Genomic DNA, 25,353 nt, shown 5'->3' with positions numbered 1-25,353 from the left:
TTCTTAGCGCAGCGTCTCGGTCAGCACGCGGCCCTCGGCGCCGGCCGGCGGGCGCACGTGCAGCAGGTTGGCCAGCGTCGGCGCGATGTCGACCACTTCCGCATACTGGCCGTAGGCGCCCGGCTTGATCCAGCGTTTGCCCATGATCAGCAGCGGCACGTTGGTGTCGTAGGCGTAGGGCGAACCGTGCGAGGTGCCGCTGGTGCCGGTGCCGAAGTACCAGTAAGGCTTGGTGACCACCATCAGGTCGCCCGACGCCTCGCGGTTCCAGGCGCGGCGCATCAGCGTGGCCATGCGGGTGGTGTTGGCCGCGCCGCTTTCAAGCTGGGTGCGGGTGTAGGCTTCGACGATGCCGTTCTGCGCCAGCAGGTAGCGGGCGGCGGCGTTTTCCACGTCCTCGCGTTTCAGGCCGCTCTTGTCGATCTGCGCGTAGTCCAGGTGGATGTTGGGCAGCGACCAGGCGCTCAGCAGCTTTGCGCCGCCGAACTTGTCCGACAGGTGCTTGTCCAGCGCGGCCATGAGCTTGTCGCCGTCGATGCGCTGGGCGTCGATGTGCTGCGTCTGCGAGAACTCGGGCGTGTTGGGGAAGCCATGGTCGGCGGTCAGCACCACCAGCACGTTGTCCATGCCGACCCGCTTGTCCAGGTAGTTGAAGAAGTCGGCCAGCATGCGGTCCACGCGCTGCAGGTGGTCGTGCGACATTTTGCTTTCCGGGCCGAAGGCGTGGTTGACGTAGTCGTGCGCCGACAGGCTCACGCCCAGCAGGTCCGGCACGCCGGCCGGGTTGCGGCCGAGGTTTTCGCCTTCCACTGCGGCGCGCGCGAAGTCCAGCGTCAGCTGGTCGAGGAAGGGGCCGGTCTTCAGGCGGTTGTAGTAGTCGGCGTCGATGCCGCCGTTCTCGCTGTAGTAGGCGTAGGGCAGGCGGTTGTGGGTGCCGGCCTTGACCTGATTCAGGTCCTCGCTGGCGTCGTTGGCGTAGGCCGCTTCGGGCAGCAGCGGCGTCCACGACTTGCCGTAGTAGCGGTCCTGCGGCTTGGTGGCCTGGTATTGTTTGACCCAGGCCGGATGCGCCTTCATGTAGAAGGTGCTGCTGGCGAAGTTGCCGCTCTTGTCCATGTACATGTAGGCGGTGCCGGTTTTGCCGGCCAACAGGATCGCGCCGCGGTCCTTGCCGGACACGGTGACCACCTTGCTGCGGCCGCCGGTGGCATAGCGCAGCTGGTCGCCCAGCGTGTCGACCTTCAGGCGGGTCGGCGCGGTGCCGTCGCTGGGCTTGGTGTCTTCGTCGATGTAGGTGTAGTTGGTGTCTTCGGTGCAGTACACCGATTTTTTGGTGACCGGGTCGATCCAGTTATTGCCGATCACGCCGTGCACATACGGGTAGGCGCCGGTCAGCACGGCGCTGTGGCCGATCGCGGTGACGGTGATGCCGTGCGCCTGGTGGGCGTTGTTGAACGACGCGCCCTGGTCCAGCATGCGGCGCAGGCCGCCCTGGCCGAACTGGTCGCGGTAGCGCAGCACCTGTTCGTTCGGCAGGCCGTCCACCACCAGCACCACCACCAGCTTGGGCTGGGCCGCCTCGGCCGGTTTTGCGGCCGGGGTGGCAGCATAGGCGGCTTGCAGGGCAAGGCAGGAGGTCGCGATTACGAGTGCGGGCAGGGACAGTTTCTTGGTCATGTTGGTTCGTCGTCTGGTTGTGAGGGATCGTGGGCGCACAGCCTACCATGCGCCCGCGATATCCTACCCCAACCTTGTGACGGCTCGATGACAGCCCGCGCCGCCTGGCGGCGCAACGGTCACAATTGAAGATGCATGAAAGTGGCCGGGCCCAGCGTGCCGTCGGGCAGGGCGGCGTAATCGGGCACGATGCCGGTGACGGCGAAGCCCAGCTTCTCGTACATCGTTTGCGCCGGGAATCCGGTGCAGGTATCGAGCACCACCAGCGTGCAGCCGAGCGCGCGGGCCCGCTCCAGCGCGTGCCGCATCAGCGCCTGGGCGATGCCCCGCCGGCGCGCCGACGAATGCACCAGCATCTTGGAAATCTCGGCCCGGTGGCGGCCGTTGGGCAGGCCGCACAACACCAGTTGCACCGTGCCGCACAGCGCGCCGTCCGCATCGAACGCCGCGTACAGCAGCCGTTCGCCGCGCTCGACCTGCGGCGCCAGCGACTGCCAGAACGCCTGCGCTTCCTCCAGCGGGCATGGCAGCAGGAAGCCGACGCTGGCGCCGTGCAGCACGCAGTCGCGCAGCACATGCGCCAGGTTGGCCGCGTGGCGATGCAGGCCGGCGGCGTCGAGTTGGATTATGGTGGGCATAGGGCGATCAGGTAGCGGGCCGGCGACGGCCCTGGACAGTAAAAGGCGGTGGCGCCGAACACGTGGAAGCGCAGGCAGTCGCCCGTCTCCAGTTTGTGGACCGCGCCGTCGAGGGTGTATTCCAGCGCGCCGTCGAGCATCCACAGGTGCTGCTCCATGCCGGCCAGCGGCGCGCGCTCGTACTCGATGCGGGCGCCGGGCGGCAACCAGCCTTCGACCAGCTCGACCGCGTAGCCGCGCGCCGGCGGCGACACCATGCGGCGCCTGAAACCGGTGGCGGGATCCTGCCACAGCGCCTGGTCGGCGGCGCGCAGCAGCTCGCCCGGCTGGGCCTCTGCCTCGGCCACCAGGCGCGACATGGGCAGGCCGAACACCGCGCACAGCTTGCCCAGCAGGGCGGCGGTGGGGCTGGTTTCGCCGCGCTCCATGCGCGACAGCGTGGCGCGGCTGATGCCGCTGGCGGCGGCCAATTCCTCCAGCGACAGGCCGCGCTCCTCGCGCAGGGCGGCCAGGCGCAGGGCCAGGCGGGATTCGATGTCATTTCTCATAAATGGGAATGTATCCCGAATATGAGATCTGCGCAAGTGCGCAATCAGCGACACCTCTGCGCTGCATCAATCGCATCGCCATCGCGGCCAGTATCGTCTGAGGACAACCGATACCAAAGGAGACGACCATGGCAACGACTTCCCACTCCAACATCATCCCCGGCAGCGGCCAGCTGGCGCTGCAGGGCGCGGTCGCGCTGGGTCCGGTGGCGGACGAGCAGACCATCGAAATCACCGTGCGGCTGCGTCACGCGCCCGAGCGCGCGCAGCTGGACCTGCAGGCCGCCGCGGCCGACACCCGGCCGCTCGCGCGCCAGTATCTGAGCCGCGAGCAGTTCGCCCAGTCGCACGGCGCCAGCGACGCCGACATCGCCACGGTCGAGGACTTCGCGGCCCAGCACGGCATGGTGGTCATCAGCAGCAACGCGGCCCAGCGGCGCGTGGTGCTGGCCGGCACCGCCGCCCAGATGTGCAGCGCCTTCGGCGTCCAGCTGGAGGAATACGAATACCCGGACGGCAGCTACCGCGGCCGGGTCGGCGAGCTCAGCGTGCCGGACCAGCTGGCCGGCGTGGTCGAGGGCGTGTTCGGGCTGGACGACCGGCCGGTGGCCACGCCCAAGTTCCAGCGCCTGCAGGCGGACGGCTTCGCCTCGGCGGCGGCGGCCAACATCGCGTTCTCGCCGCCGCAGCTGGCCAGCCTGTACAACTTCCCGCAGGGGCTGGACGGCAGCGGCCAGTGCATCGGCATCATCGAGCTGGGCGGCGGCAGCCGGCCGCGCGACCTGAAGATCTACTTCCACGAACTGGGCCTGAAGCCGCCCTGCGTCAAGACGGTCAGCATCGACCACGCCAAGAACCGGCCCACCACCGCCAACAGCGCCGACGGCGAAGTGATGCTCGACATCGAAGTGGCGGCCTCGGTGGCGCCGGGTGCGACGATCGCGGTGTACTACGCCCCCAACACCGAGCGCGGCTTCCTGGACGCCATCACCGCCGCCGTGCACGACGAGGTCAACCAGCCGTCGGTGATCTCGATCAGCTGGGGCGCGCCCGAATCGGCCTGGACCGGGCAGGCCATGACCGCCTTCGAGCAAGCCTTCACCGACGCCGCCGCGATGGGCGTGACCATCCTGTGCGCGGCCGGCGACAACGGCTCCACCGACGGCGTGGCCGACGGCGCGCAGCACGTGGACTTCCCGGCCTCGGCGCCGCACGCGCTGGCCTGCGGCGGCACCCGCGTGGCGCTGCAGGACGGCGGCCCGGCGGTCGAAACCGTCTGGAACAGCGGCCCCAACAGCGCCACCGGCGGCGGCTACAGCAACTTCTTCAACCGGCCGGACTATCAACTGGGCGTGGCGGACGGCCAGTCCAAGCGCGGCGTGCCCGACGTGGCCGGCGACGCCGATCCGGCCAGCGGCTACAAGGTGCGGGTGGACGGCCAGAACCTGGTGTTCGGCGGCACCAGCGCGGTGGCGCCGCTGTGGGCCGGGCTGCTGGCGCTGATCAACCAGCGCCTGGGCCGTCCGGTCGGCTTCCTCAACCCGCTGCTGTACGGTTCCCTGCAGGGCAAGGGTGTGACCCGGGACGTTACGAACGGCAACAACGGCGCGCAACAGGCGACCGCCGGCTGGGATGCTTGCACCGGTTGGGGCTGTCCCGATGGGGAAAAACTATTGCAGGCGCTAAGTGATTAATTTCGCAAATTGGAATAATTCCTAAGTGCAAGTTTCGCATGGGAAAAAGACACTTTTTCGCCTGTCAGGCCGCCAAAAATGGTGATTGTTGCCAATTCCTTGATAGAATGATGGGGTAGAAGTTTTTATTGTTCGGCCGCTTCACGCGTCGTCAAACAGGAGTCGATTATGATTATGGTGAACAACATTGGTGGTGCCACCCTCGCTGCGGCCACGGCTGCGGAGAAGACGCTTGAGCCCAAAAAAGTCGCCTCGCCTGTCGCCGACGCCGACCTGAACGCCTCGGTCGCCGCCTATCTGTCGCTGCCGGGCTTCAACGCCCCGCTGCAAATCGATCCCTCGCACACGGTCAACGCCGCCGACCGCGCCAGCGCGGTGGTCAAGGCGGTGGCGGAATCGGACGACGATGGCATGAAGCTGGCGTTGAAGCAATTCGACGAAGGCTTGAAGCGCCTGGTGCAGCGTCCCGAGACCCAGTTTTTCCACGCCAAGTTCGGCCTGGACGCCAGCGCGGACGACAACGCCAAGCTGGTATCGCCGGAACCATTGCCGGGTGTCGATGAAAACGGCGTCCTGGGCAGCGGCAAGGTCGACCTGGCCGTCGCCGACACCAACAAGGATGGCAAGATCAGCCCTGAGGAACTGCGCCGCTACCTGATGCCGATCACCTACCGCAGCAGCGAGCGCGCGGCCGATTCCGTGGTGAACGGCCCTTCGGCCTTCTCCCTGACCGAAGCCAACCGCGCCTACGGCGTGGTGGCCACCGCTGAAGCAGCCTGATCCAGCCCCCCCATCCGGAAGCGGGCTTCGCCTTGACGGCGGAGCCCGTTTTTTTTCGTCCAGCAAGTTTCTGAGCCCGCACCTCATATAAAAAACACACTCAGCACAAAAAAAGTGCGAATATGTCGGGCAAAAGTGCAGTTCAGTTAACCTTTTGGTCGGGCGTCAAGCTCAGGTGGGAGTTTTTTTGTGAGAAATCAAAACTTCATGCAATTCCGGCGGCATGCGTTGCGCGCTGGCATGGCGGCGCTGGTCGCGGCGGGATTGGGCGGCTGCGCGCTCGGCCCGGACTTCAAGACTCCCGCCGCGCCCGCCGCGGCAGGGGACGGCTACACCCCCACGCCGCTGGCGTCCACGACCGTATCGTCGCCCGGCGCGGCCGGCGGCGCCCAGCAGTTCGTGGCGGGGCAGGACATCCCCGCGCAATGGTGGACGGTGTTCCGCTCGCCTGCGCTGGACCAGCTGATCCGTGGCGCGCTGGCGCAGAACCCCAACATGGCGGCGGCCGAAGCATCGCTGCGCCAGGCGCAGGAAAGCTACAACGCCCAGGCCGGCAGCCTGGTCTATCCCTCGGTCAACGGCCAGCTCGGCGTGGCCCGCCAGAAGACCGCCGAGACCGGCGGCGCCAAGGGCGGCGTCTTCAACCTGTACAACGCCTCGGTCAACGTGGCCTACACGCCGGACGTGTTCGGCTCCACGCGGCGCACGCTGGAAGGCGCGCAGGCGCAGGTGGACTATCAGCGCTTCCAGGTCGAGGCCACCTATCTGACGCTGAGCGCCAACGTGGTCACCACCGCCATCCGCGAAGCCTCGCTGCGCGCGCAGCTCAAGGCCACCCGCGAAGTGCTGGACGCGCTCAACCAGCAGCTGGGCGTGATCGACAAACAATTCCAGCTGGGCGCCGTGCCGCGCAACACCCTGCTCAGCCAGCGCAACCAGGCCGCGCAGGTGGCCGCCACCTTGCCGCCGCTGGAAAAGGCGCTGGCGCAAAGCCGCCATCAGCTGTCCGTGCTGGCTGGTAAGCTGCCGAGCGAGGCCGGCATGCCCGAGTTCGCGCTGGAGTCGCTGACCCTGCCGGACGCGTTGCCGGTGTCGCTGCCGTCGGCGCTGGTGCGCCAGCGGCCCGACATCCGCGCCAGCGAGGAACAGCTGCACGCGGCCAGCGCCGCGATCGGCGTGGCGACGGCGGCGCAATATCCGCAGTTCACGCTGAGCGGCAGCTACGGCTCCTCGGCCCAGACTTTCGGCAAGCTGTTCGACGCCGAGACCACGGCCTGGAACCTGGCCGCCGGCCTGACCGCGCCCATCTTCAACGGCGGCGCGCTGAGCGCCAGGAAGCGCGGGGCCGAGGCGGCCTACGACGTCGCGGCGGCCCAGTACCGCGCCACCGTGCTCAACGCCTTCCAGAACGTGGCCGACAGCCTGCGCGCGCTGGACTCCGACGCCGCCGCGCTGAAGGCGCAGGCCGAGGCCGAGTCGCTGGCGGCCGAATCGCTGGCGCTGGCCACCCAGCAGTACAAGCTGGGCGGCATCAGCTACCTGGCGCTGCTGGACGCACAGCGCAGCTACCAGCAGGCCCATGTGGCGCTGGTGCAGGCGCAGGCGGCCCGCTACGCCGACACGGCCGCGCTGTTCCAGGCGCTGGGCGGAGGCTGGTGGAACCGCGCCGGCGGCGCGCCTGCCGCCACGGCGGTCTCGGCCGCCGCGCCGTATGGCAGCGCCAAGTAAGCACATCAAACAACACTAAAAAGCAGGAGAACGATACATGACCAAGCGTATGTTCATCATGATAGGCGCCGTCCTTGTCCTGATCGCCGTGCTGGCGTTCGGCAAATATTTGCAGATCAAGCAGCTGATCGCCAACTCGCCCAAGCCCGGCGCGCAGACCGTCACGGCGATCAAGGCCGAGGTGTCGGAATGGCAGCCGCAACTGAGCTCGGTCGGCACGCTGGTGCCGGTGCGCGGCGTCGACGTCACCTCCGAGATCGCCGGCCTGGTGCGCCAGGTGCACTTCAAGTCCGGCGACGAGGTCAAGGCCGGCCAGCTGCTGTTCGAGATGAACGCCGACGCCGACATCGCCCAGCTGCGCGCGCTGCAGGCCGCCGCCGACCTGTCGGCTTCCGTGCTCAAGCGCGACAAGCTGCAGTTCGCCGCCCAGGCCATCAGCCAGGCCCAGCTCGACAACGACGAGGCCGACCTCAAGAGCCGTAAGGCGCTGGCCGCGCAGCAGCAGGCCGTGGTCGACAAGAAGACCATCCGCGCGCCGTTCGCGGGCAAGCTGGGCATCACCGCCGTCAATCCGGGCCAGTACCTCAATCCAGGCGACAAGCTGGTCACGCTGCAAACCATCGATACTGTTTATGTCGATTTCTTCGTGCCGCAGAAACAGCTGGCCGGCCTGTCCATCGGCCAGAAGCTCAACCTGAGCGCCGACGCCTATCCGGGCGTGGCCTTCCCCGGCAAGGTGACCTCGATCAGCCCCAAGGTCGATGCCGCCACGCGCAACGTGCAGGTCGAGGCCACCGTGCCCAACGCCAAGCGCCAGCTGCTGCCGGGCATGTTCGCCAACGTCAGCCTGGACCAGGGCGACAAGAAGAAATACCTGACCCTGCCGCAGACCGCCATCACCTACAACCCGTATGGCTCGACCGTGTTCGTGCTGGCGCCGCCGCCGGCCAACGCCAAGGACACGCTCAAGGATGACAAGGGCAACGCCCACCTGGTGGCGCAGCAGGTGTTCGTCACCACCGGCCCGACGCGCGGCGACCAGGTCGCCATCCTCACCGGCCTGAAGGAGGGCCAGACCGTGGTCACCAGCGGCCAGTTGAAACTGAAGAACGGCACGCCGGCCGTGATCGACAACAAGGTGCAGCCGGCCAACAACCCGAATCCGACGCCGCAGGAACACTAAGGGAAGGCGCGCCATGAATTTCACCGACATCTTCATCAAGCGGCCGGTGCTGGCCAGCGTGGTCAGCCTGCTGATCGTGGTGCTGGGCCTGCGTTCGCTGTTCAGCCTGCCGATCAACCAGTATCCGAAGACGCAGAACGCGGTGGTGACCATCTCCACCACCTACTACGGCGCCGACGCCTCCACCGTGGCCGGCTTCATCACGCAGCCGCTGGAGTCCGCCATCGCGCAGGCGCAGGGCATCGACTACCTGTCCTCGTCGTCCAACAGCGGCGTGTCGGTGATCACCGCGACCCTGCGGCTGAACTACGATTCCAACCGCGCGCTGACCGAGATCACCACCCAGGTCAACTCGGTGCGCAACCAGCTGCCGCAGCAGGCGCAGCAGCCGGTGCTGACGGTGCAGACCGGCCAGACCACCGACGCCATGTACATGGGCTTCTACAGCGACACGCTGCCGACCAACAACGTGACCGACTTCCTGGCGCGCGTGGTCAAGCCCAAGCTGGACTCGATCCAGGGCGTGCAGACCGCCGAGCTGCTGGGCGCGCGCCAGTTCGCGCTGCGCGCCTGGCTGGACGCCGGCAAGATGGCCGCGCACGGCGTCACCGCGACCGAGGTCAGCGCCGCGCTGGCGCAGAACAACTACCTGACCGGGCTGGGCGCCTCCAAGGGCCAGATGGTGACCGTGCCGCTGACCGCCGGCACCGACCTGCACACGGTCGACGAGTTCAAGGCGCTGGCCGTCAAGCAGGTGGGCGGCGCCATCGTCCACCTGGAGGACATCGCCACCGTCACGCTGGGCTCGGAGAACTATGACTTCAACGTCGCCTTCAGCGGCGTGCGCTCGGTGTTCATCGGCATCAAGGTCGCGCCCGAGGCCAACATCCTGGACGTGGCCAAGCGCGTGCGCGAGGCCTTCCCGCCGATCAAGGAGCAGCTGCCGAACGGCCTGACCGGCGAGATCGTCTACGACTCGACCGAGTTCATCAACACCTCCATCGACGAGGTGGTCAAGACCCTGGTCGAGGCGCTGATCATCGTCACCATCGTCATCTACCTGTTCCTGGGCAGCTTCCGCGCGGTGATCGTGCCGGTGATCGCCATGCCGCTGTCGCTGGTGGGCACCTTCTTCGTGATGCTGATGCTGGGCTACTCGATCAACCTGCTGACCCTGCTGGCCATCGTGCTGGCCATCGGCCTGGTGGTGGACGACGCCATCATCGTGGTGGAGAACGTCGACCGCCACATGAAGGAGGGCATCAAGCCGTTCGACGCCGCCATCATCGCCGCGCGCGAGCTCGGCTCGCCCATCCTGGCGATGACGGTGGTGCTGATCGCCGTGTACGTGCCGATCGGCTTCCAGGGCGGCCTGACCGGCGCGCTGTTCACCGAGTTCGCCTTCACGCTGGCCGGCGCGGTGGCGGTGTCGGGCATCGTCGCGCTGACCCTGTCGCCGATGATGTGCGGCCACTTCTTCGACGCCAAGCAGGACGAGGGCCGCTTCGTCAAGGCCATCGACAAGGTGTTCGAGAAGGTCCACAACGGCTACCTGCGTTTGCTGCACAGCCTGCTCAACACCTGGCCGGTGCTGATCGTCATGGGCGTCATCCTCAGCCTGCTGCTGGGGCTGATGTTCAAGATGTCGCAGTCCGAGCTGGCGCCGGAGGAGGACCAGGGCATCGTGCTGTCGCAGGTGGTCGGCGCGCCGACCGCCACCTCGGACCAGATGCAGGCCTACGCCAAGCAGATCTTCGACATCTCGCACTCGCTGCCCGAGTACGAGCAGATGTTCCAGATCACCGGCGTGCCGACCACCAACGCCGGCATCGGCGGCGTGCTGTTCAAGTCGTGGGACAAGCGATCGCGCTCGGCGCACGAGATCCAGCAGGAGCTGCAGCAGAAGTGGAACCACGTGGCGGGCGGGCGCGTGGCGGCCTTCCAGTTCCCGGCGCTGCCGGGCAGCTCGGGCTTGCCGGTGCAGTTCGTCATCACCACCACCGAGCCGTTCGAGAACCTCAACACGGTGGCGCAGGCGGTGCTGGACAAGGCGCGCAAGGACAACAAGTTCTACTTCGCCGACGTCGACCTGAAGATCGATTCGCCGCAGGCGCGCGTCGAGGTCGACCGCGACAAGTTGGCCACGCTGGGCCTGACGCAGCAGGACTTCGGCAACGCCATGGGCGCGGCGCTGGGTGGTGGCTACGTCAACTACTTCTCGATCTCGGGCCGCTCGTACAAGGTGATCCCGCAGGTGCAGCAGGTCGACCGCCTCAACCCGTCCGACGTGCTGGACTTTTACATCAAGACCCCGAGCGGCGCCATGATCCCGGCCAGCACCGTGGCCAGCATCAAGTACAGCGTGCAGCCGGAGTCGGTGACCCGCTTCCAGCAGCTCAACTCGGCCACCATCTCCGGCGTGACCGGCGCCTCGCAGGGCGAGATCCTCGAATACCTGCGCAACACCGTCAAGGAAGTGGCGCCGACCGGCTACACGGTCGACTACTCGGGCGGTTCGCGCCAGTTCATGAGCGAGTCGGGCGGCTTCCTGGTGACGATGGCGTTCGCCGTCATCATCGTGTTCCTGGCGCTGGCGGCGCAGTTCGAGAGCTTCCGCGACCCGATCGTGATTTTGTTCTCTGTGCCGATGGCGCTGTTCGGCGCGATGACCTTCATCTTCCTCGGCTTCGCCTCGATCAACATCTACACCCAGGTCGGGCTGGTGACGCTGATGGGGCTGATCTCCAAGCACGGCATCCTGATCGTCGAGGTGGCCAACCACCTGCGCATCGCCGGCAAGAGCAAGCGCGAGGCCATCGAGGAGGCGGCCGCCACCCGCCTGCGCCCCATCCTGATGACCACGGCGGCCATGGTGTTCGGCGTGGTGCCGCTGGTGGTGGCCTCCGGCGCCGGCGCGGCAGGGCGCCACGCGATGGGCCTGGTGATCTTCACCGGCCTGTCGATCGGCACGCTGTTCACGCTGTTCGTGGTGCCGGCCATGTATATGTTCCTGTCCGGCCAGCACAAGGCCGATCCGCAGGCCGACCCGCACGCCGCCGGCCACGGCGGCGCGGCGCCGGCCCCCGCCGGCCAGCCGACCTGAAGCCGCGCGAGGTGTCCGGCATGGGCAAGGGCGCGGGCGGCCGCTTCGGCTGGCTGTCCGGCCGGCGCAAGCGCAGCATCGAGGAAGTGATCCTGATGCTGCTGTGCGCGCTGACCATCCCCAGCATCCTGCCGTTCGGCGTGTACCGGCTGGTGCAGCGCCAATGGATGGCGGCGGCGGTGGACATGGCGCTGGTGCTGGCCATGCTGGCGGTGATCGTGCACGTGTGGCGCACCGGCCGCCACCGCGTCGCCGGTTTCTGCGTCACGTTGTTTTACTCGGCCGGCCTGCTGGCCATCGTGTACCTGCGCGGCGTATCGCTGATCTACTGGGTCTACCCGACCATGATCGCCTGTTACTTCGTGCTGCGGCCGCGGGTGGCGGTGGCGATCAACAGCGTCACGCTGGCGGCGCTGGTGGCCATCCTGGTGTCGCAGATGGCGGTGCTGAACCTGTTGACCATCATCGTCACCATCGGCCTGGTCAACCTGTTCGCCTACATCTTCGCCTACCGCACGGGCGAGCAGAACAAGGCGCTGCACACCGAGGTCGAGCTGGACTTCCTGACCGGCATCGGCAACCGCCGCGCATTGGACCGCAAGCTGGCCGAGCACGCCGACGAGCGCCGTCCGCAGTTGCCGGCCTGCCTGCTGTTGCTGGACCTGGACCACTTCAAGCAGGTCAACGACAGCTACGGCCACGCGGCCGGCGACCAGGCGCTGCGGCGGCTGGCCGAGGTGATGCGCCTGCACACGCGCTCGACCGACCGCCTGTTCCGCTACGGCGGCGAGGAGTTCGCGGTGATCGCCAACGGCGCCGAGCTGGGCGCGGCCACGCGGCTGGCCGAGAACCTGCGGGCCGCCGTGGCAGGCGCCACCCTGATCGACGGCCACCCGCTGACGGTGTCGATCGGCGTGGCCTTCATGGACAAGCGCGGCACGCCGGCCGGCTGGCTCCAGCAGGCCGACACCATGCTGTACGCGGCCAAGCAGGGCGGCCGCGACACCGTCCGCGTGGCGGCGGTCGAGCCGGCGTCAGACTATGCCCATCGCGCGTAGCAGCGGCAGCCGGCGTTCGCGGAACTCGGTGGCCTGGGCGGTCAGTTCGCTCAGATTCTGTTCGTCGCCGGCCAGCACGACGCCTTCCTTGGAGATGGTCTGCTGCGACGCCTTGATCACCTGCCACGCGTGATGCGCCCATTCCGACGGCTGCTGCTTGCCCTGCAGGATGGCGCCGACGAACAGCTGCTGGAAGCGGCCGACCGGAATGCCGGAGCCGGTCACCGGGCTGGCCAGCGTGGACACCTCGCCGCCGCAGCGCGCCTGGCGCAGCAGGCGCCGGTTCAGGCGGTCGGTTTGCGGACGGCGCGCGTTGGCGACGGTTGGGTCCTGGGCGGCGGCCAGCACGCCCTTGCTCGCCAGTAGCAGGCAGGCCTCGTGCAGCTGGCCAAGCACGATGCCCTCGCTGCGCAGCGACGCCTCGATGTCGCCGATGGTACGCACCGCGTGATCGCCCAGCAGCTCGATGATGGGGGCGTAGATGGCCTCGGTCAGCGCGGCGTCGCCCAGCGCGCCCTTGATGGCGAGGGTGACCGATGCCGGCGCTTCGCACAGCACCACGCGTTGGGCGCGCAGCTGTTCGGCGCACTCGACCGCCCGCAGCGGGCGCTTGCCCTTGACCCAGTAATCGCGGCGGAACTGCTGGCACACCATGAAATCGTAGACGCTTTCGCGGAACGTCGGGTCGCCCAGTTCCTTGAGCAGCAGCTGCTGGTCCGGCGTCAGGTTGAGCGCCGGGACCAGGTCGGTGAAAGCGGCCGAGCAGGCGAAGTCCAGCTTGGCCGTGGACAGCAGCTGCGCCATGTCGGCAAACGACATCGGCAGCCAGTCGCGGTTGAAGTACTCGTGGGCCAGGTAATGGCGGTCGAGGGTTTCCATGAACTTCAGCCGCTCCGCGATCTGCGGATTGGTGCGCGCAAACAGGGGATTGGTGGCCATCAGCCGGTTGGCGAAGGCGAGGGCGCCATCGACCTTGGCCAGCACGCCGGCGCCCGGCGGCGTCAGCGTGGCGGCGTGCTGCGTCATCAGATCGCGCATGGGGACCATGGCCGCATAGCCGGGCTGGGTGTTGTAGCTGATGTACAGCACGCCGCCGACCCTGAGCTTGCGCCGCACGAAGTCGACGATGATGGCGCGGTTTTCGTCCGAGATCCAGCTCCAGATGCCGTGTACGCCGATGAAGTCGAAGTCCGGCAGGTCGGTCCGGCTGCAGAATTCGGCGAAGGCCTGGTCGAACAGCCGGGGGCCGCCGTCGATGCCGGCGGCCAGTTCCTGCGCGTAGCCGGCCTGCGCCGGATTGAAGTCGGTGCCGTACCACTGGACGCCCGACGCGGCGCCGTGGACGTTGATGCTGAGTCCCTGGCCGAAGCCCAGTTCGCACGCGGTGGCGACCTGCGGCGGCGCCAGGCCCTCCTTCAGCAGCGCCAGATTGGCCCGCAGCGGGTTGAGCGCATCATAGTAACCGTAGGTATAGCCGATGTCCGCGACGTAGCCGCTGGTCCAGTCCGTCATAATCCATCCTTCGCCATGAATGTGGTCTGTCGATTTTAATGCTGTTTTGTTATGATGAGCGGGTTTAGTGCCTTATTGTGTGCGGGATGGGAGCCGGGATGAAGGAAATCGTTGTTGCGGCCTGTCTGGCGGCCATGCCGCTGGCCGCCTGGTCGCTGCCGGAAGCGCCGGCGGTGAAGCCGGCCGAACCGGTCGCGGGCGACCTGAGCCAGCCGCCGCCGCTGTCCGACGCATTGATCCGCAAGGCCGTGCGCGACACCATCGCGGAAGACCCGCATCCGGTCGATCCGGCCAAGGCGTCCTCCGGGGTCTACGGCACCACCACGCCCAGCATGCACGACAAGATGAGCGCCGCCTTCGAACAGGCCAAGGTGCCCGACTGCCTGCATGACGACGCGCTCAAGCTGCAGCCGGCCTACATCGGGCCGGTCGCGGTGGTGGGGCCGTACTCGCTGCCGTGGGTGATCGCGGCGGTGATACGGGGCAAATGCCGCTGAGCCTTCAGAACGGGCTCACGCCGATCAGCATCCGGTGCAGCCAGTGGGCGAACAGCACCGACACCGCGATCCCCGCCACCACCGTGACCGCCGTCGCCACGCCCTTGCCGGGCGGGTAGACGGTGCCGGCGGCGGCGTCGCGCTTGCGGGCCGAGCGGAACAGCAGCACCGACCACACCAGGAAGCCGCCGAACAGGATGATGTCGTGCAGCGTGCCGTTGGCCAGCAGGTGGGCCAGCGCCCAGACCTTGACGGCCAGCGTCATCGGATGATGCAGGCGCGCCTTGATGCCGTTGCGCGGCACGTAGGCGGCCACCAGCAGGATGAAGGACAACACCATCAGCGGCGCCGCGATGTGCCGCATGAACACCGGCGGCGACCACACCACCACCGGCTGCTGGCGCGCCAGCCCGTAGCCCCACAGCAGCAGCCCGAAGCCGGCCAGCGACACCAGCGAATACAGCCCCTTCCAGCCGTTTTCGCCCAGGCGGGCGCGCATGGCGGTGCGCCAGTCGTCGGCGAAGATGCGGACCGAATGCAGTCCGAGGAATATCAGCAAGCCCAGTATCATTGGCGTCATCGTCGCGTCCTTGGTGTTGGTTGACTGCGCAGACGATACACCGGCCGGCGGCGGCACGCAACGTCAACGCAGGCGGCCGGCCAGGTGGACCGTGTCGTTGGCGCCGGCCAGGCGCAGCGCGCGCCAGCCGTCGGTGTCGGCCTGCTGCGCCAACTGCACCGACAGCGCGCCGCTGGGCAGCGCGACCGGGCGCAGGAAGCGCACATCGAGCTCGGTGTAACTGCCCGGCGCCAGCGTCTCGACGCTGCGCGCCAGGCTGCCGAAGCCGTGCAGCACCAGGCCGCCGAACAGAGAACGGCGCGCCAGCGGCCCGCACCAGTGGATGGGATTGAAGTCGCCGGTCAGCAGCGCGAAGCGCAGGCCGTCGCCGGCTTCGGCGCGCCACGTGCCCGCCGTCCGCCACTCGGGATCGGGCGGCCGCGCCGGCGCCGCAGCGGCGACGCGCGCACCGGGCAGGCGCACGCGCAGGTGCAGCCGCGTCTCCACCAGACAAGCCTGCAACGCCGTTCCGGTGACGACGGCGACCACGATCCTGGCCCAGCCATCCGCATGCGTCACCTGCTCGACCGACGCGCGCAGCACCAGCGGCGTGGCGCGCGGCAGCGGCCCGTGCACCGTCAGCGACACGCCCTGGTTGATGATGCCGGTGAGGCGGTAGGGCAGTTGCATCAGCAGCGCGCTCACCAGCGGCAGGCTCCATTGCGAGACCATGTGCGGCGGCAGCTCGCCGTCATAACGGCCGGCCGCGCCGCACCAGCGGATGTAGTGGCCGATCAGCTGCGCCGGCGGCGCATCGATGCGGCGCTCGATGGGCGCGATGGCGTGCCGCTGCGTGCCATGCGCCGACGGCGGCATATGGTCGACCACTTCCCGGCGCGGCGGCAGCAGCACGCGGCCGGCCGCCTGCAGCAGCATGCCGGCGCTGGCCCGCAGCATCGCTCCCTGGTGGCGCAGCAGGCTGTATGGGACGACACCCGCCGTCATTCCAGCGCCTTGATCACGGCCGCCACAAGCGCCTGCGGTTGATAGTTCAGGCGGTCCGGCGTCAGTCCCAGCCGCACCACCACCAGATCCTTCGACGGTATCACCGTGATGGTCTGGCCGTCATGGCCTTCCAGCCAGTAGGTGTCGGCGGGCAGCTTGAATGGCGGGTCCGGGTCCTGTCCCTCCGGCGTGGTGCCTGAAGGTCCCCAGCGCCAGACCTGGCCTTGTCCATACTGGCCGCCGGAAGCAGGAGCCACCAGCTGCATGCCGGCCACGAAGCCTTCCGGCAGCAGGCGCTTGCCTTGCCAGACGCCGTCCTGCAGCAGGAGCTGGCCGAAGCGCGCCCAGTCCTGCGTGGTCGCATACATATAGCTGGAGCCGACCAGGTTGCCGCGCGCGTCTGCCTCCATCACGGCGCTGCTCATGCCCAGCGGCTCGAACAGGCGCTCGTGCGGCAGCGCCAGCACGGCCGCCGACGTCGGCGCCTGCTTGCCGCCGGCCGCCGCCGCGCGCTGCCAGATCCGCGACAGCAGCAGCGTGGTGCCGCTGGAGTAGTTCCACGCGCTGCCCGGCGCCTGCGCCAGCGGCCGGGAAGCGCTGTAGGCCGCCATGTCCGGCTCCAGGTACAGCATGCGCGTCACATCCGAGACATCGCCGTAGCCCTCGTTGAATTGCAGGCCGCTGCTCATCGCCATCAGCTGCGCCAGCGTGATGGCGGCGCGCGGATCGGCGGCGTCGGGCCAGAAGCCGCTTTGCCGCGGCGCGAGCTTGCCGTCGGCGATCTGGATGCCGACCAGCGCGGCGGTGACGGTCTTGGTCATCGACCATCCCAGCAGCGGCGTCGCGACATTGAAACCATCGCCGTAGCGCTGCGCCACCAGCCGGCCGTGGTGGACCACGGCCACGCCGCGCATGCCGGGACCTGCCAGCGCATCCTGGTCCAGCAAGGCCTGCACCGCCGGCATGGCCAGCGGCAGCGAACCTGTCGGCCACGGCACGGTGGCCGACGGCGCCCAGATTTTAAGGGGAGAGTAGGTGTACCGCGCGGCCGTCCCGACATCGCCGTCCGGCACCACCGCGCAGCCGGTGCCGGGCCGGTACACGGCCAGGCCATTGCCGACAAAGCCCAGCAGGTCGGCGCGCACCAGCTTGCGCTCCTGGTCGACGCGCACCCTCAGCAGCTTGAGTATGGGATGGCCCGGCGCCTGCACATCGTCGGCCAGCACGGCCTGCGCATCGCGGCCGGCGATGAACACATTCGAGCACACCATCTTGGCGCCGTAGTTCGCGCCGACGCGCAGCAGCTCCGGCGGATGCAGCGCCAGCGCGAGCACGCCGCCGGCCAGCACCACGGCTGCCACGGCGGCGAGCTTCAACCACTTGGCCATCTACAGGCTGGCCCGGAATTCCACCGCGATCGTGCGCGGCGGCGTCAGGTAGGCATAGGGCGCGCCGTATTGCTCCGTTTGTCCTCCCAGATTGGTGATGTAGCGCTGGTCGAACACATTGTTGACCAACAGCGCCACGCCATAGCGTGAGCTCGGGCTGTCCCAACCCAGGCGCAGATCGAACTTGCTGGTGGCGCCGCCGGTTTTCAGCTGCGCGGTGCTCAGGCATTGAAGCTTGGCGGTGTCGCTGTTGCAGCGCTGCGCGGTCGAATGCGTGCCCTGGAAATTCAGGCTGCTTCGGCCACCCATCGTTTCCCAGTTGAGGTTCACGCCCGCCATCGCCGTCATGCGCGGCGTGCCCACCGGCTGGCCGCCCAAGTCCAGCGTGACATGGCCGGCCGCGTCGAGACGCTGATAGCGGGTGTAGGTCTGGTCGATGTACTCCATGCCGCCGAACACCGTCACGCGCGGCGTGACGCGCATGCGGCCATCGAGGTCCAGGCCATGCGCCTTCTGGTCGCTGGACACCACGTTATAGGTCGGCACCGTGCCCACGCTGTACAGCTGGATGTCCTGCAGGTTCTTGAACTTGTAGGCGAACAGCGAGGCGTTGATCGTGGCGCGCAACTCGGGCAGGGCCAGCTTCATGCCGGCTTCGAAGTTGGTCATCTTCTCGGGCGCGAAGCTCGGGTCCTGCCCGGCGGCGGCCGGCGCGGCGGGATTGGGCGGCGTGAAGATATTGAAGCCGCCGGCCTGGTAGCCGCGCGACAGGGATGTGAACAGCAGCGTGTCCTTGTTCAGCTTATGGTCCACCACCAGGCGCGGGCTCCAGTCGCTCCAGTCCTTCTCGCGCGTGACGGGCGATCCCGCCAGTTGCGCCGCCGTGCTGAAGATCACGTTGGAAGGGAAGGTTGAAGCATCCACCCCGGCCAGCGGCCCGAAGCTGTTGAGGAAGGTGTCCAGCTGCGGCGACACGCGACCAGGCACGAACCACGTCATGCGCTTCTTGTCCTGCGTATAGCGCAGGCCGGCGGTGACGTTGGTGGACGGCGTCACGTGCCAGATGGTGTCGCCGTAGAGCGAGGCCGATTTGGTCCGGACGTCGCTGTAGTGCGTCTCGTCCCAGCTGAACACCGTGTCCGCGCCCACGCCCGGCAGGCCCGCCGCGCCCAGGCCGGCGAACAGCATGGCGAAATTCGGCTGGCCTCCGGCGAACTGGCTCAGGGTGTCCAGCGTGCCGGTGGTGACGAAGGCGCCGGCGTCCTGGTGTTCGTTGTTGTGGTAGAAGCTCAGGCCCGCGATCCAGTCCAGCTTATCGTTTTTGCCCGACAGCTTGAACTCCTGCTGGAAGCTGTGGGCGCGCTTGGCGTCCAGCGTGGTCAGGAACAGGTCGGGCCGCGCACCGCCGTCGTTGTCGGTGATGTTGTGGGTGCTGAAGCGGCGATAGGCGGTGGTGGAAGTGAAGTTCATCCCGGCCAGCGGCGTTTCGAAGCGCAGCGTGGCGCCGTCGAACATTCGTCCCTCGCTGCCCTGGTCGTCGTTCTGCAGCGGCGCGTTGAAGGGATTGACGAAGTTGGCGGTGTAGGCCGCGTCATAGACGCCGGTGTAGCCGCCCAGCGGCAGCCTGGGGTCCTTGATGACGCCGAACGCCGGACGGCCGTACTGCTCCATGTTCTCGTGCTCCCACGCGAACACCAGCTTGGCGGCGTCGAAGTCCTTGCGCAGCGTCAGCCGGGTGGCCCAGTCCTTGTCGCCGCCGGACTTCTTGCCGGTGGACGTGTTGTCGATCCAGCCCTCGCTGCCCGAACGCACCGCCACCAGCCGCGCGGCGAAGGTGTCGGTGATCGGGATGTTCAGCATCGCGTCCGCGTTGGCGCGGCCGTACTTGCCCAGCTTGACATGGCCCGAGGCGTCAAGCTCCTTGCCCGGTTCATTGGTGGTGATGGCGATGGCGCCGGCCGCGCTGTTACGGCCGAACAGCGTGCCTTGCGGGCCCTTGATCACTTCGATGCGCTGGACGTCGATGAAGTTCATCAGCGCGCCGCCCGTCTTGCCGGTGTAGACGCCGTCGACATAGATGCCGACCGGCGAATCGGTGGCGATGCCGAAGTCGCCCGTCTGCACGCCGCGTATGCCGAAGCCGGGCTGCGTCGGCTCGGACGCGTCGACCACCAGGCCCGGAACGTAGCCATTCAGGTCGCCCAGGTCCTTGGCGCCGATGGCGTCGAGGTCCTTGTTGGTCAATACCTGGATGGTCATCGGCACGTCCTGCACGAACTGCTTGCGGGACTGCGCGGTGACGACGACCGACGGGATGTCGTCGGCTGCCCACGCGGGCGGGATGAGGAAGGCTGCGGCGAGGCTGGCGGAAATTACGGTGCGGGCAGGGATGCTCAAATCGTCCTCCATTGGAAAACAGCGGCCACCTGGGCGGTGCAGACGATTATGCCTACATCCATGCTATATACACAAGAATTAACGGCAACGTTGAGGCTTGTGAAACACAAATCGGTCGGATTCACATCGATAGTTAATCCAGTTGTAGCCTGGGCTTCCTGAACGGCAGGGTGAGGGCGCCGGCGATCACGCCCAGCAGGTGCGCCTGCCATGCGACCACCACGTCCAGCGGCAGGTTGGACCAGCCGTGGACCGCGCCAGCGGCTTCGGCGGCGATCTTGGCGACCAGCGTGGCGGCCATCAGCAGCAGGGCTGCGCGCATGGAGCGGGTGGCGCGCGGCCACAGCGCGCCGCCGGCCATCACCACCAGCATCGCGGCGATGGCGGACGCGCCGCGATAGTACAGGCAGTGCGGCGCGATCAGCAGCATGCCCAGCGAGATGAAGGGCGCGCCCAGGCCCGGCGCCAGCAGCAGGCGGCGCATGCCGTCGGCCGGCGAGGCGCTCAGCTGCACCACGATCACGGCGGCGGCCAGCACCACGGCAAAGTCGATCAGCGCGTGCTGCGCCGAGTAGTGGACCAGATGACCGGTCCACAGCCGCCAGAACTCACCGGCCAGCAGTGCACGGCGGTCGAACTCCAACAGCTCAACCACGGCGGCGCAACCGCCATGCCAAGCCGGCCAGCAGCGCCACCAGCGCCAGGCTGGCCCAGTCCATCGCGCCGCCGCCCTTGTAGCCTTGCTTGTTTTCGACCTGGTAGTTGGCGTCGTGCTTGATGCGTTCGCGGAAGTTGTCCAGCTCCGCCTGCAGATTGGGGATCAACTGGTCGACGGCGGCGTTGTAACCCTCGGTCTGCGCGGCGCGCGATTTTTCGCTGAAGCCCGCCATGCTGGCGCTGCCCTTGACCTGGCTGGTGCCGGGCGCGCGGAACAGCAGCTTGTGGCTCTGCACATCGAACACCGACGCGTCGAGCATGGTCTGCACGTCGTACTGGTCGCCATGCACCACGTAGGCGCCGATGATGGTCCAGTACAGCATCGACAGCGCATTGGAGTCGTTGAACTGCACCTGGTCGTAGGACAGCAGCGCCACCACTTCGACGTCGAACATGCGCGCTACTTGTTCAAGGTTGGTGAAGCCGCCCCTGGCGCGCATGTACTGGGTCGGGATGATTTCGATCTTGCCGATGTACGGGTGCTTGGAGAAGGAGTCGCGCACGCGCTCCAGCAATTTCATGCGGGCCGTTTCAGGCAGGCCGTTGCCCCAGCCGGCGCCGGGAACGAAGGCGATGCCGACCCGCACCGGCGGCCGCAGTCGCGTGACGGTGGGCGTCATGACCGGCGCATCCTTGGCGTCGGGGTAGAGATAGTCGACCATGCTGCCGGTCTGCTTGACGCTGCGGCCACTGGTCATGAAGGCGCAGCTGGACAGCAAGGAAGCGGCCAGCGCGATGAGCAGGATATTCAGGATACGCATGGGGATTCTCCGGTGATCGCGGATTATATGGCCCTGTACCTCCCGGCTGAAAGGCCGGGAGGCACAGGCATCACCGGATGCTACAGGCGGTATCGTCGCAGTGTACTTCGGCCCCGGACGGAGCTTCGGCCAGCAGCTGTCCGATCAGCGCGCCGACCTGCATGTCGTCGGCGCGGCCGAAATGGTTCAGCCGCAGCCGGCCCTGGCGATCGATCAGCAGCAGCGTCGGCGTGCCGCGCAGCTGGTACTGCGCCATCGTCATCGGCACGGCGCCGCGCGGCGCGGGCTGGTCTATCGCCACCGGGAACTGGATGCGGTACTCGTGCACAAAGGCTTCCAGCGCCTTCGCCGTCATGGCGTCGTGGTGTTCGAAGACGGAATGCAGTCCGATCACGGCGACGTCCTGTTCGTCGAAATTGCTGCGTATCGTCTTGGCCTGCGGGATGCCGTGCGAAACGCAGCCGGGGCACAGCATCTGGAAGGCATGGACGGCGACGACCTTGCCGCGCAACTGCCGCAACGACAGCGGCTGCGCGGTGTTCAGCCAGGCCGCGACCTGGAGCTCGGGGGCGATAGTGTGCATGGCGGCTCCTTACTTGGCGCGCAGTTTCACGGCGGGGAAGTCGACCGGCACCTTGAACGCCACGTTGACGTAGTTGGTGAACAGGTTCAGCGCGACGTGGGCCATGATCTCGACGATGGCCTCGTCGTTGAAGCCAACCGCGCGCAGCGCTTCCACGTCCTCGTCACTGATCTGCGCGCGGTTGCCGACGACCGCGATGGCGAAGCGCAGCGCGGCGGCGGTCTTCGGATCGCTGGAGTGGCCGGCTTGCGCCGCGCTCATCTCCTCGGCGCTGGCGCCGGCCTTGCGTCCCAGGACGGTGTGCGCGGCCAGGCAGTATTCACATGCATTGCGGTCGGCGATGGCGACGGCGATTTGTTCGCCCAGCCTGGCGTCGATCACGCCGCCGCCCAGCGCGCCGAACGAACCCCACATGCTTTTCAACGCGGCGGTGGAATTGGCGACGGCCTTGAACATGTTCGGCGTGGCGCCGAACGCGCTCTGGATTTGCGCCAGCAGTTGTTGGCGTTCGCCGATGGTGTCGGCAGGGGAGACGAGGGAGATGCGGTTCATGGTGTTTCCTTTCATGGTTTAAAAAAGCACTGCGGTAAAAACAAATAGGAGTCCTAACTAATTTGGTCAAAAAAAATCTCAGGCGAACACCTTCCAGTTGCGCTGGCGCGTGGCGGGATCGGCCGGCACCTGTTCCGGGCAGTCCATGCGCAGCAGCGCCACCGACAGCGGTGCGTTCACCAGCCCGCAGTGATGCGGCGCCGGCTTGCCGGGATGGCGGTTCGCTTCGAAATACCGGCACGACAGACAGGCGCGCATCTCGGGGAAGCGCTCGGTCTTTTGCAACTGGGCGATCAGCTTGAACAGGCCGGCCAGCAATTCCGTCTGCTGGGCCGAGGGCAGGGCGGACGCCGCATTCTCGGCAAAGCTCAGCGCGTCGCCGATGCGGGCCGCCGTGGCGGCGCCTTCGTCGGTCAGGAACAGGGCGGTGGCGCGGCCGTCGTCCTCCGCCCTGGCCTTGTACAGCAATCCCTTGGACACCAGCGCCGACACCGAATCGCTGGCGCTGGCCGCGCTGATCGACAGCTGCGACGCCAGCCAGGACAGGCGCACACCCTGCTTGCGGCCTTGCAGCAGCTGCAGGATCTCGGCCTGCGCCGGATTCAGGTTTTCGGCCGTGGCGAACTCCCACATACCGGAGCGCATCACGCTGGCGATGCGTCCGATAGCGGTGACGATGCGCGCCGAGACGTCGGGCGTATCCTTCCACGGTTTGTCTGCTTTGGTGTCCATGCTGTGCATTATACACAGGGATTTCAATTTAACAAGGACTCCTAACTAAATCAGAATCCCACCGAAAGGCCGGCGTACAAGGTGCGGCGGGCGCCGTACTGCGGCGCGCCCACGCCGACGCCGGAACCGTCGCGCAGCAGATAGCTCTTGTCGAAGGCGTTGACCAGCGCGAGGCGGCCTTCGACATTGCCGATCGGCGTGTTCTTCCAGTTGTGCGTCAGCGACAGGTTGACGGTGGTGTAGTGCGGCAGCGTGCCGGAGTTGGGCGCGGCGCCGTCTGGCGTCATGCGCAAGCCGCTGCCGTACAGGAAGTCGCCGCTCAACTTCGTCTCGCCCCAGTGGTAGTGGGCACCGCCCGATACCGTGTAGGTCTGGTCGTGGTCGACGTAGATGTAGTGGTTGGCGATGTAGGCCAGTTCGTCCGGCCCGAACAGCGACTGGCCGGAGACGATGTTCTGTCCCTTGGCCTGCTGCGTGGTCAGGTTGAGGAAGCCGCCCCAGTTGGACTGGTTGTACACGGCCGACAGTTCCAGTCCCTTGGCGTAGCCACGGTCGTAGTTGAACGGCGACAGGATCAGCGCCTGGCCGAACTGGCCCTCGTCCAGCATGTTGCGGATCTTCTTGTAGTAGGCGTCGGCGGTGACGGTCAGCTGCTCGTTGAACTGGTGGCTCAAGCCGATGTCGTAGTAGTTGGTGCGCTCGGCCTTGACGTTGTCCGACACCGGCACCTGCGGCGCGTTGGAGGTGTTGGCGTATTTGTCGATGCTCGATTGCGCGGCCAGTTCCTGCGGCGGCGGGGTGAAGTAGCGCGAATAGCCGGCGTGCAGCGCCGTGCCCTTGGCCACCTGGTACGCCAGGTTGACGCGCGGGCTCCATTGCTGCTCGTCGACGAAGGCCGAGACCTTGTCGAAGCGTACGCCGTAGTTCAGCGTCAGCGGCGCGGCGATATGCCATTCGTCCTGCAGGTAGAAGCTCGACAGCTTGCCGGTCTTGCTGCTGTTGTCGATGATGGTGCGCGGATCGGTGCCCGATTGCGCGCCGTCGACGGTGTCGAACACCGCCACCGCGTTGTCGCTGTGGGTGGTCTGGCGCGAGTAGGCCAGGCCGGCGCGCACGGTGTGGCCGGCGTTCAGTTTGTAGCTGCCGTCGAACTGCGCGCCGCTTGCGGAGTTGGAGCGCAGCGTGTCGGAGGCCACGCCGTTGTAGATCAAGTCGCCCAGCGCGTCGGGCATGTAGTGCAGTTCCGAATACTGGTGGAAGGCCGAGACCTGGTAATTCAGGTCGCCCACGCTTTTTTGCAGCGACAGCACCAGGAATCGGTTCACTTCGCGCTGGTTCTCGTTCAGCTGCGACGAGGGCAACTTGCTGGTGCCGGCGGCGGCGTCGCTCTGGCCGGTGAGCGAGAAGCCGGGTGCCTGGTCGGGATTGTTCGGGATCTGGAAGCGGCCGTTGTAGGTGCCGAACATCAGGCCCAGGCGGGTCTGGTCGTCCAGGAACCACGACAGGGCGCCGAACGATTTGCTTTGCTTGGTGCGGTCGTGCAGGGCGCTGCGGGCCGGCAGCGGATTCTCGATGCCCTGCGCGTTCGACAGGTAGCTGCCGGACAGGTAGTAGTTGAAGGCGCCCTGGGTGCCGAAGAATTCCGCGCTAGGTTCGACATAGTCGTTGCCGCCCACCAGAACGCCGACGCGGCCGCCGGATTTGACCGTGCCTTCCTTGGTCTGGATGTCGACGATGCCCGAGGTGCGCAGGCCGAATTGCGCCGGCAGCGCGCCGGTGATGAAGTCGGTCTGCTGGACGAAGCGGGTGTCGATCGACTGTCCGAAGCCGCTGATACTCTCCGGCAGCTGCACGCCGTTGACGCGGTACTGCACATTGGCGTGATCGTCGCGCACGTGGATGGAGCCCGAGCCCTTCGAATCCTGGCTCACGCCCGGAAGGCGCAGCAGCACTTCATTGAACGGCGTATTGTCGCCACGGCCCAGCTGTTCGATCATGTGGCGGTCGATCGAATAGACGGTGGTGCCGACATTCGGCGACAGGTCGATGCGGGCACTCTTCAGATGGGCGGCGGTCACTTCCACCTGCTGCATCGGGCTGCCGTCGGCGTTGGCCGGCGCGGCGGGGCTGGCGCCGGCATCGTCGGCGGCGCTGGCGTGGTGGGCGTAGAAGGCGGCTGCCAGCAGCAGTGGCAGGGCGCGGAGTTGTGGCGTGTGTTGCATGGTAAATCCTTGAATGTTC

The 25,353-nt window shown here is 67.3% G+C and carries 21 protein-coding genes; 7 read left to right on the top strand and 14 right to left on the bottom strand.

The window, feature by feature from the left end; genetic code table 11:
* Window positions 1-3: 3 nt before the first annotated feature.
* The 3 genes from HUX88_RS05185 to HUX88_RS05175 all read right to left on the bottom strand — a co-directional run bounded on the left by HUX88_RS05185 (window position 4) and on the right by HUX88_RS05175 (window position 2,863).
* Entirely contained in the window at window positions 4-1,677 is a 1,674-nt protein-coding gene (locus tag HUX88_RS05185; protein ID WP_176361058.1) for an alkaline phosphatase family protein, read from the bottom strand.
* A gap of 119 nt (window positions 1,678-1,796) precedes the next feature.
* Window positions 1,797-2,315 (bottom strand): GNAT family N-acetyltransferase, encoded by a 519-nt coding sequence (locus HUX88_RS05180; protein WP_176361057.1) that lies wholly within the window; start codon window positions 2,313-2,315, stop codon window positions 1,797-1,799.
* Window positions 2,303-2,863, bottom strand: a complete 561-nt coding sequence (locus HUX88_RS05175; protein WP_176361056.1) for an XRE family transcriptional regulator — start codon at window positions 2,861-2,863, stop codon at window positions 2,303-2,305. The genes HUX88_RS05180 and HUX88_RS05175 overlap by 13 nt, the downstream gene beginning before the upstream one ends.
* Window positions 2,864-2,991: 128 nt before the next feature.
* Between HUX88_RS05175 and HUX88_RS05170 the strand changes: the two genes are divergently transcribed.
* The 6 genes from HUX88_RS05170 to HUX88_RS05145 all read left to right on the top strand — a co-directional run bounded on the left by HUX88_RS05170 (window position 2,992) and on the right by HUX88_RS05145 (window position 12,409).
* Window positions 2,992-4,557, top strand: coding sequence for a protease pro-enzyme activation domain-containing protein (locus HUX88_RS05170; protein WP_217916225.1), 1,566 nt, complete (start codon window positions 2,992-2,994; stop codon window positions 4,555-4,557).
* Between the two features lie 168 nt (window positions 4,558-4,725).
* Window positions 4,726-5,337, top strand: coding sequence for an EF-hand domain-containing protein (locus HUX88_RS05165; RefSeq protein ID WP_117013764.1), 612 nt, complete (start codon window positions 4,726-4,728; stop codon window positions 5,335-5,337).
* 207 nt (window positions 5,338-5,544) lie between these two features.
* Window positions 5,545-7,065, top strand: coding sequence for an efflux transporter outer membrane subunit (locus HUX88_RS05160; protein ID WP_176361096.1), 1,521 nt, complete (start codon window positions 5,545-5,547; stop codon window positions 7,063-7,065).
* Window positions 7,066-7,102: 37 nt separating this feature from the next.
* A complete protein-coding gene (locus HUX88_RS05155) occupies window positions 7,103-8,248 on the top strand; it encodes an efflux RND transporter periplasmic adaptor subunit (protein WP_117013766.1) in 1,146 nt (381 codons plus the stop codon).
* Between the two features lie 13 nt (window positions 8,249-8,261).
* Window positions 8,262-11,351, top strand: coding sequence for an efflux RND transporter permease subunit (locus tag HUX88_RS05150; protein WP_117013767.1), 3,090 nt, complete (start codon window positions 8,262-8,264; stop codon window positions 11,349-11,351).
* Window positions 11,352-11,371: 20 nt separating this feature from the next.
* Entirely contained in the window at window positions 11,372-12,409 is a 1,038-nt protein-coding gene (locus HUX88_RS05145) for a GGDEF domain-containing protein (RefSeq protein WP_117013768.1), read from the top strand.
* Here HUX88_RS05145 and HUX88_RS05140 read toward each other — a convergent pair.
* Window positions 12,386-13,921 carry a class I SAM-dependent methyltransferase gene (locus HUX88_RS05140; protein WP_176361055.1) on the bottom strand — a complete coding sequence of 512 codons (1,536 nt, stop codon included), beginning with the start codon at window positions 13,919-13,921 and terminating at the stop codon, window positions 12,386-12,388. The two genes, HUX88_RS05145 and HUX88_RS05140, sit on opposite strands and share 24 nt — an antisense overlap.
* Window positions 13,922-14,019: 98 nt before the next feature.
* Here HUX88_RS05140 and HUX88_RS05135 point away from each other — a divergent pair, with 98 nt between their 5' ends.
* Window positions 14,020-14,418, top strand: a complete 399-nt coding sequence (locus HUX88_RS05135) for a hypothetical protein (RefSeq protein WP_117013849.1) — start codon at window positions 14,020-14,022, stop codon at window positions 14,416-14,418.
* 4 nt (window positions 14,419-14,422) lie between these two features.
* Here HUX88_RS05135 and HUX88_RS05130 read toward each other — a convergent pair whose 3' ends face one another.
* The 10 genes from HUX88_RS05130 to HUX88_RS05085 all read right to left on the bottom strand — a co-directional run bounded on the left by HUX88_RS05130 (window position 14,423) and on the right by HUX88_RS05085 (window position 25,334).
* Complete coding sequence (locus HUX88_RS05130) at window positions 14,423-14,998, bottom strand: NnrU family protein (protein ID WP_117013770.1); 576 nt, start codon at window positions 14,996-14,998, stop codon at window positions 14,423-14,425.
* A 63-nt stretch (window positions 14,999-15,061) separates the two neighbouring features.
* Window positions 15,062-15,982, bottom strand: a complete 921-nt coding sequence (locus HUX88_RS05125) for a MaoC/PaaZ C-terminal domain-containing protein (RefSeq protein ID WP_176361054.1) — start codon at window positions 15,980-15,982, stop codon at window positions 15,062-15,064.
* Window positions 15,979-17,370: a serine hydrolase gene (locus HUX88_RS05120; RefSeq protein WP_176361053.1), complete on the bottom strand. Its 1,392-nt coding sequence runs from the start codon at window positions 17,368-17,370 to the stop codon at window positions 15,979-15,981. Before HUX88_RS05120 ends, HUX88_RS05125 begins: the two co-directional genes overlap by 4 nt.
* Window positions 17,371-19,767 (bottom strand): TonB-dependent receptor, encoded by a 2,397-nt coding sequence (locus HUX88_RS05115; protein WP_229219200.1) that lies wholly within the window; start codon window positions 19,765-19,767, stop codon window positions 17,371-17,373.
* Between the two features lie 133 nt (window positions 19,768-19,900).
* On the bottom strand, window positions 19,901-20,422 hold the full coding sequence (gene rrtA / locus HUX88_RS05110) for a rhombosortase (RefSeq protein ID WP_176361051.1): 522 nt from the start codon (window positions 20,420-20,422) through the stop codon (window positions 19,901-19,903).
* Window positions 20,415-21,245 (bottom strand): rhombotarget lipoprotein, encoded by an 831-nt coding sequence (gene rhlP / locus HUX88_RS05105; RefSeq protein ID WP_117013775.1) that lies wholly within the window; start codon window positions 21,243-21,245, stop codon window positions 20,415-20,417. Before rhlP ends, rrtA begins: the two co-directional genes overlap by 8 nt.
* A gap of 70 nt (window positions 21,246-21,315) precedes the next feature.
* The gene (locus HUX88_RS05100) at window positions 21,316-21,828 is read right to left on the bottom strand and encodes a redoxin domain-containing protein (protein ID WP_176361050.1); all 513 of its coding nucleotides are present in this window, start codon (window positions 21,826-21,828) and stop codon (window positions 21,316-21,318) included.
* Between the two features lie 9 nt (window positions 21,829-21,837).
* The gene (locus HUX88_RS05095; RefSeq protein WP_176361049.1) at window positions 21,838-22,380 is read right to left on the bottom strand and encodes a carboxymuconolactone decarboxylase family protein; all 543 of its coding nucleotides are present in this window, start codon (window positions 22,378-22,380) and stop codon (window positions 21,838-21,840) included.
* A 78-nt stretch (window positions 22,381-22,458) separates the two neighbouring features.
* Window positions 22,459-23,112: a MarR family winged helix-turn-helix transcriptional regulator gene (locus HUX88_RS05090; RefSeq protein WP_176361048.1), complete on the bottom strand. Its 654-nt coding sequence runs from the start codon at window positions 23,110-23,112 to the stop codon at window positions 22,459-22,461.
* 50 nt (window positions 23,113-23,162) lie between these two features.
* A complete protein-coding gene (locus HUX88_RS05085; protein WP_176361047.1) occupies window positions 23,163-25,334 on the bottom strand; it encodes a TonB-dependent receptor in 2,172 nt (723 codons plus the stop codon).
* Window positions 25,335-25,353: the final 19 nt, after the last annotated feature.

Source organism: Duganella sp. BJB1802 (genome assembly GCF_013369445.1).
GTDB lineage: Bacteria > Pseudomonadota > Gammaproteobacteria > Burkholderiales > Burkholderiaceae_D > Rugamonas > Rugamonas vulcania_A.
This window is presented reverse-complemented; position numbering and strand designations above follow the sequence as displayed.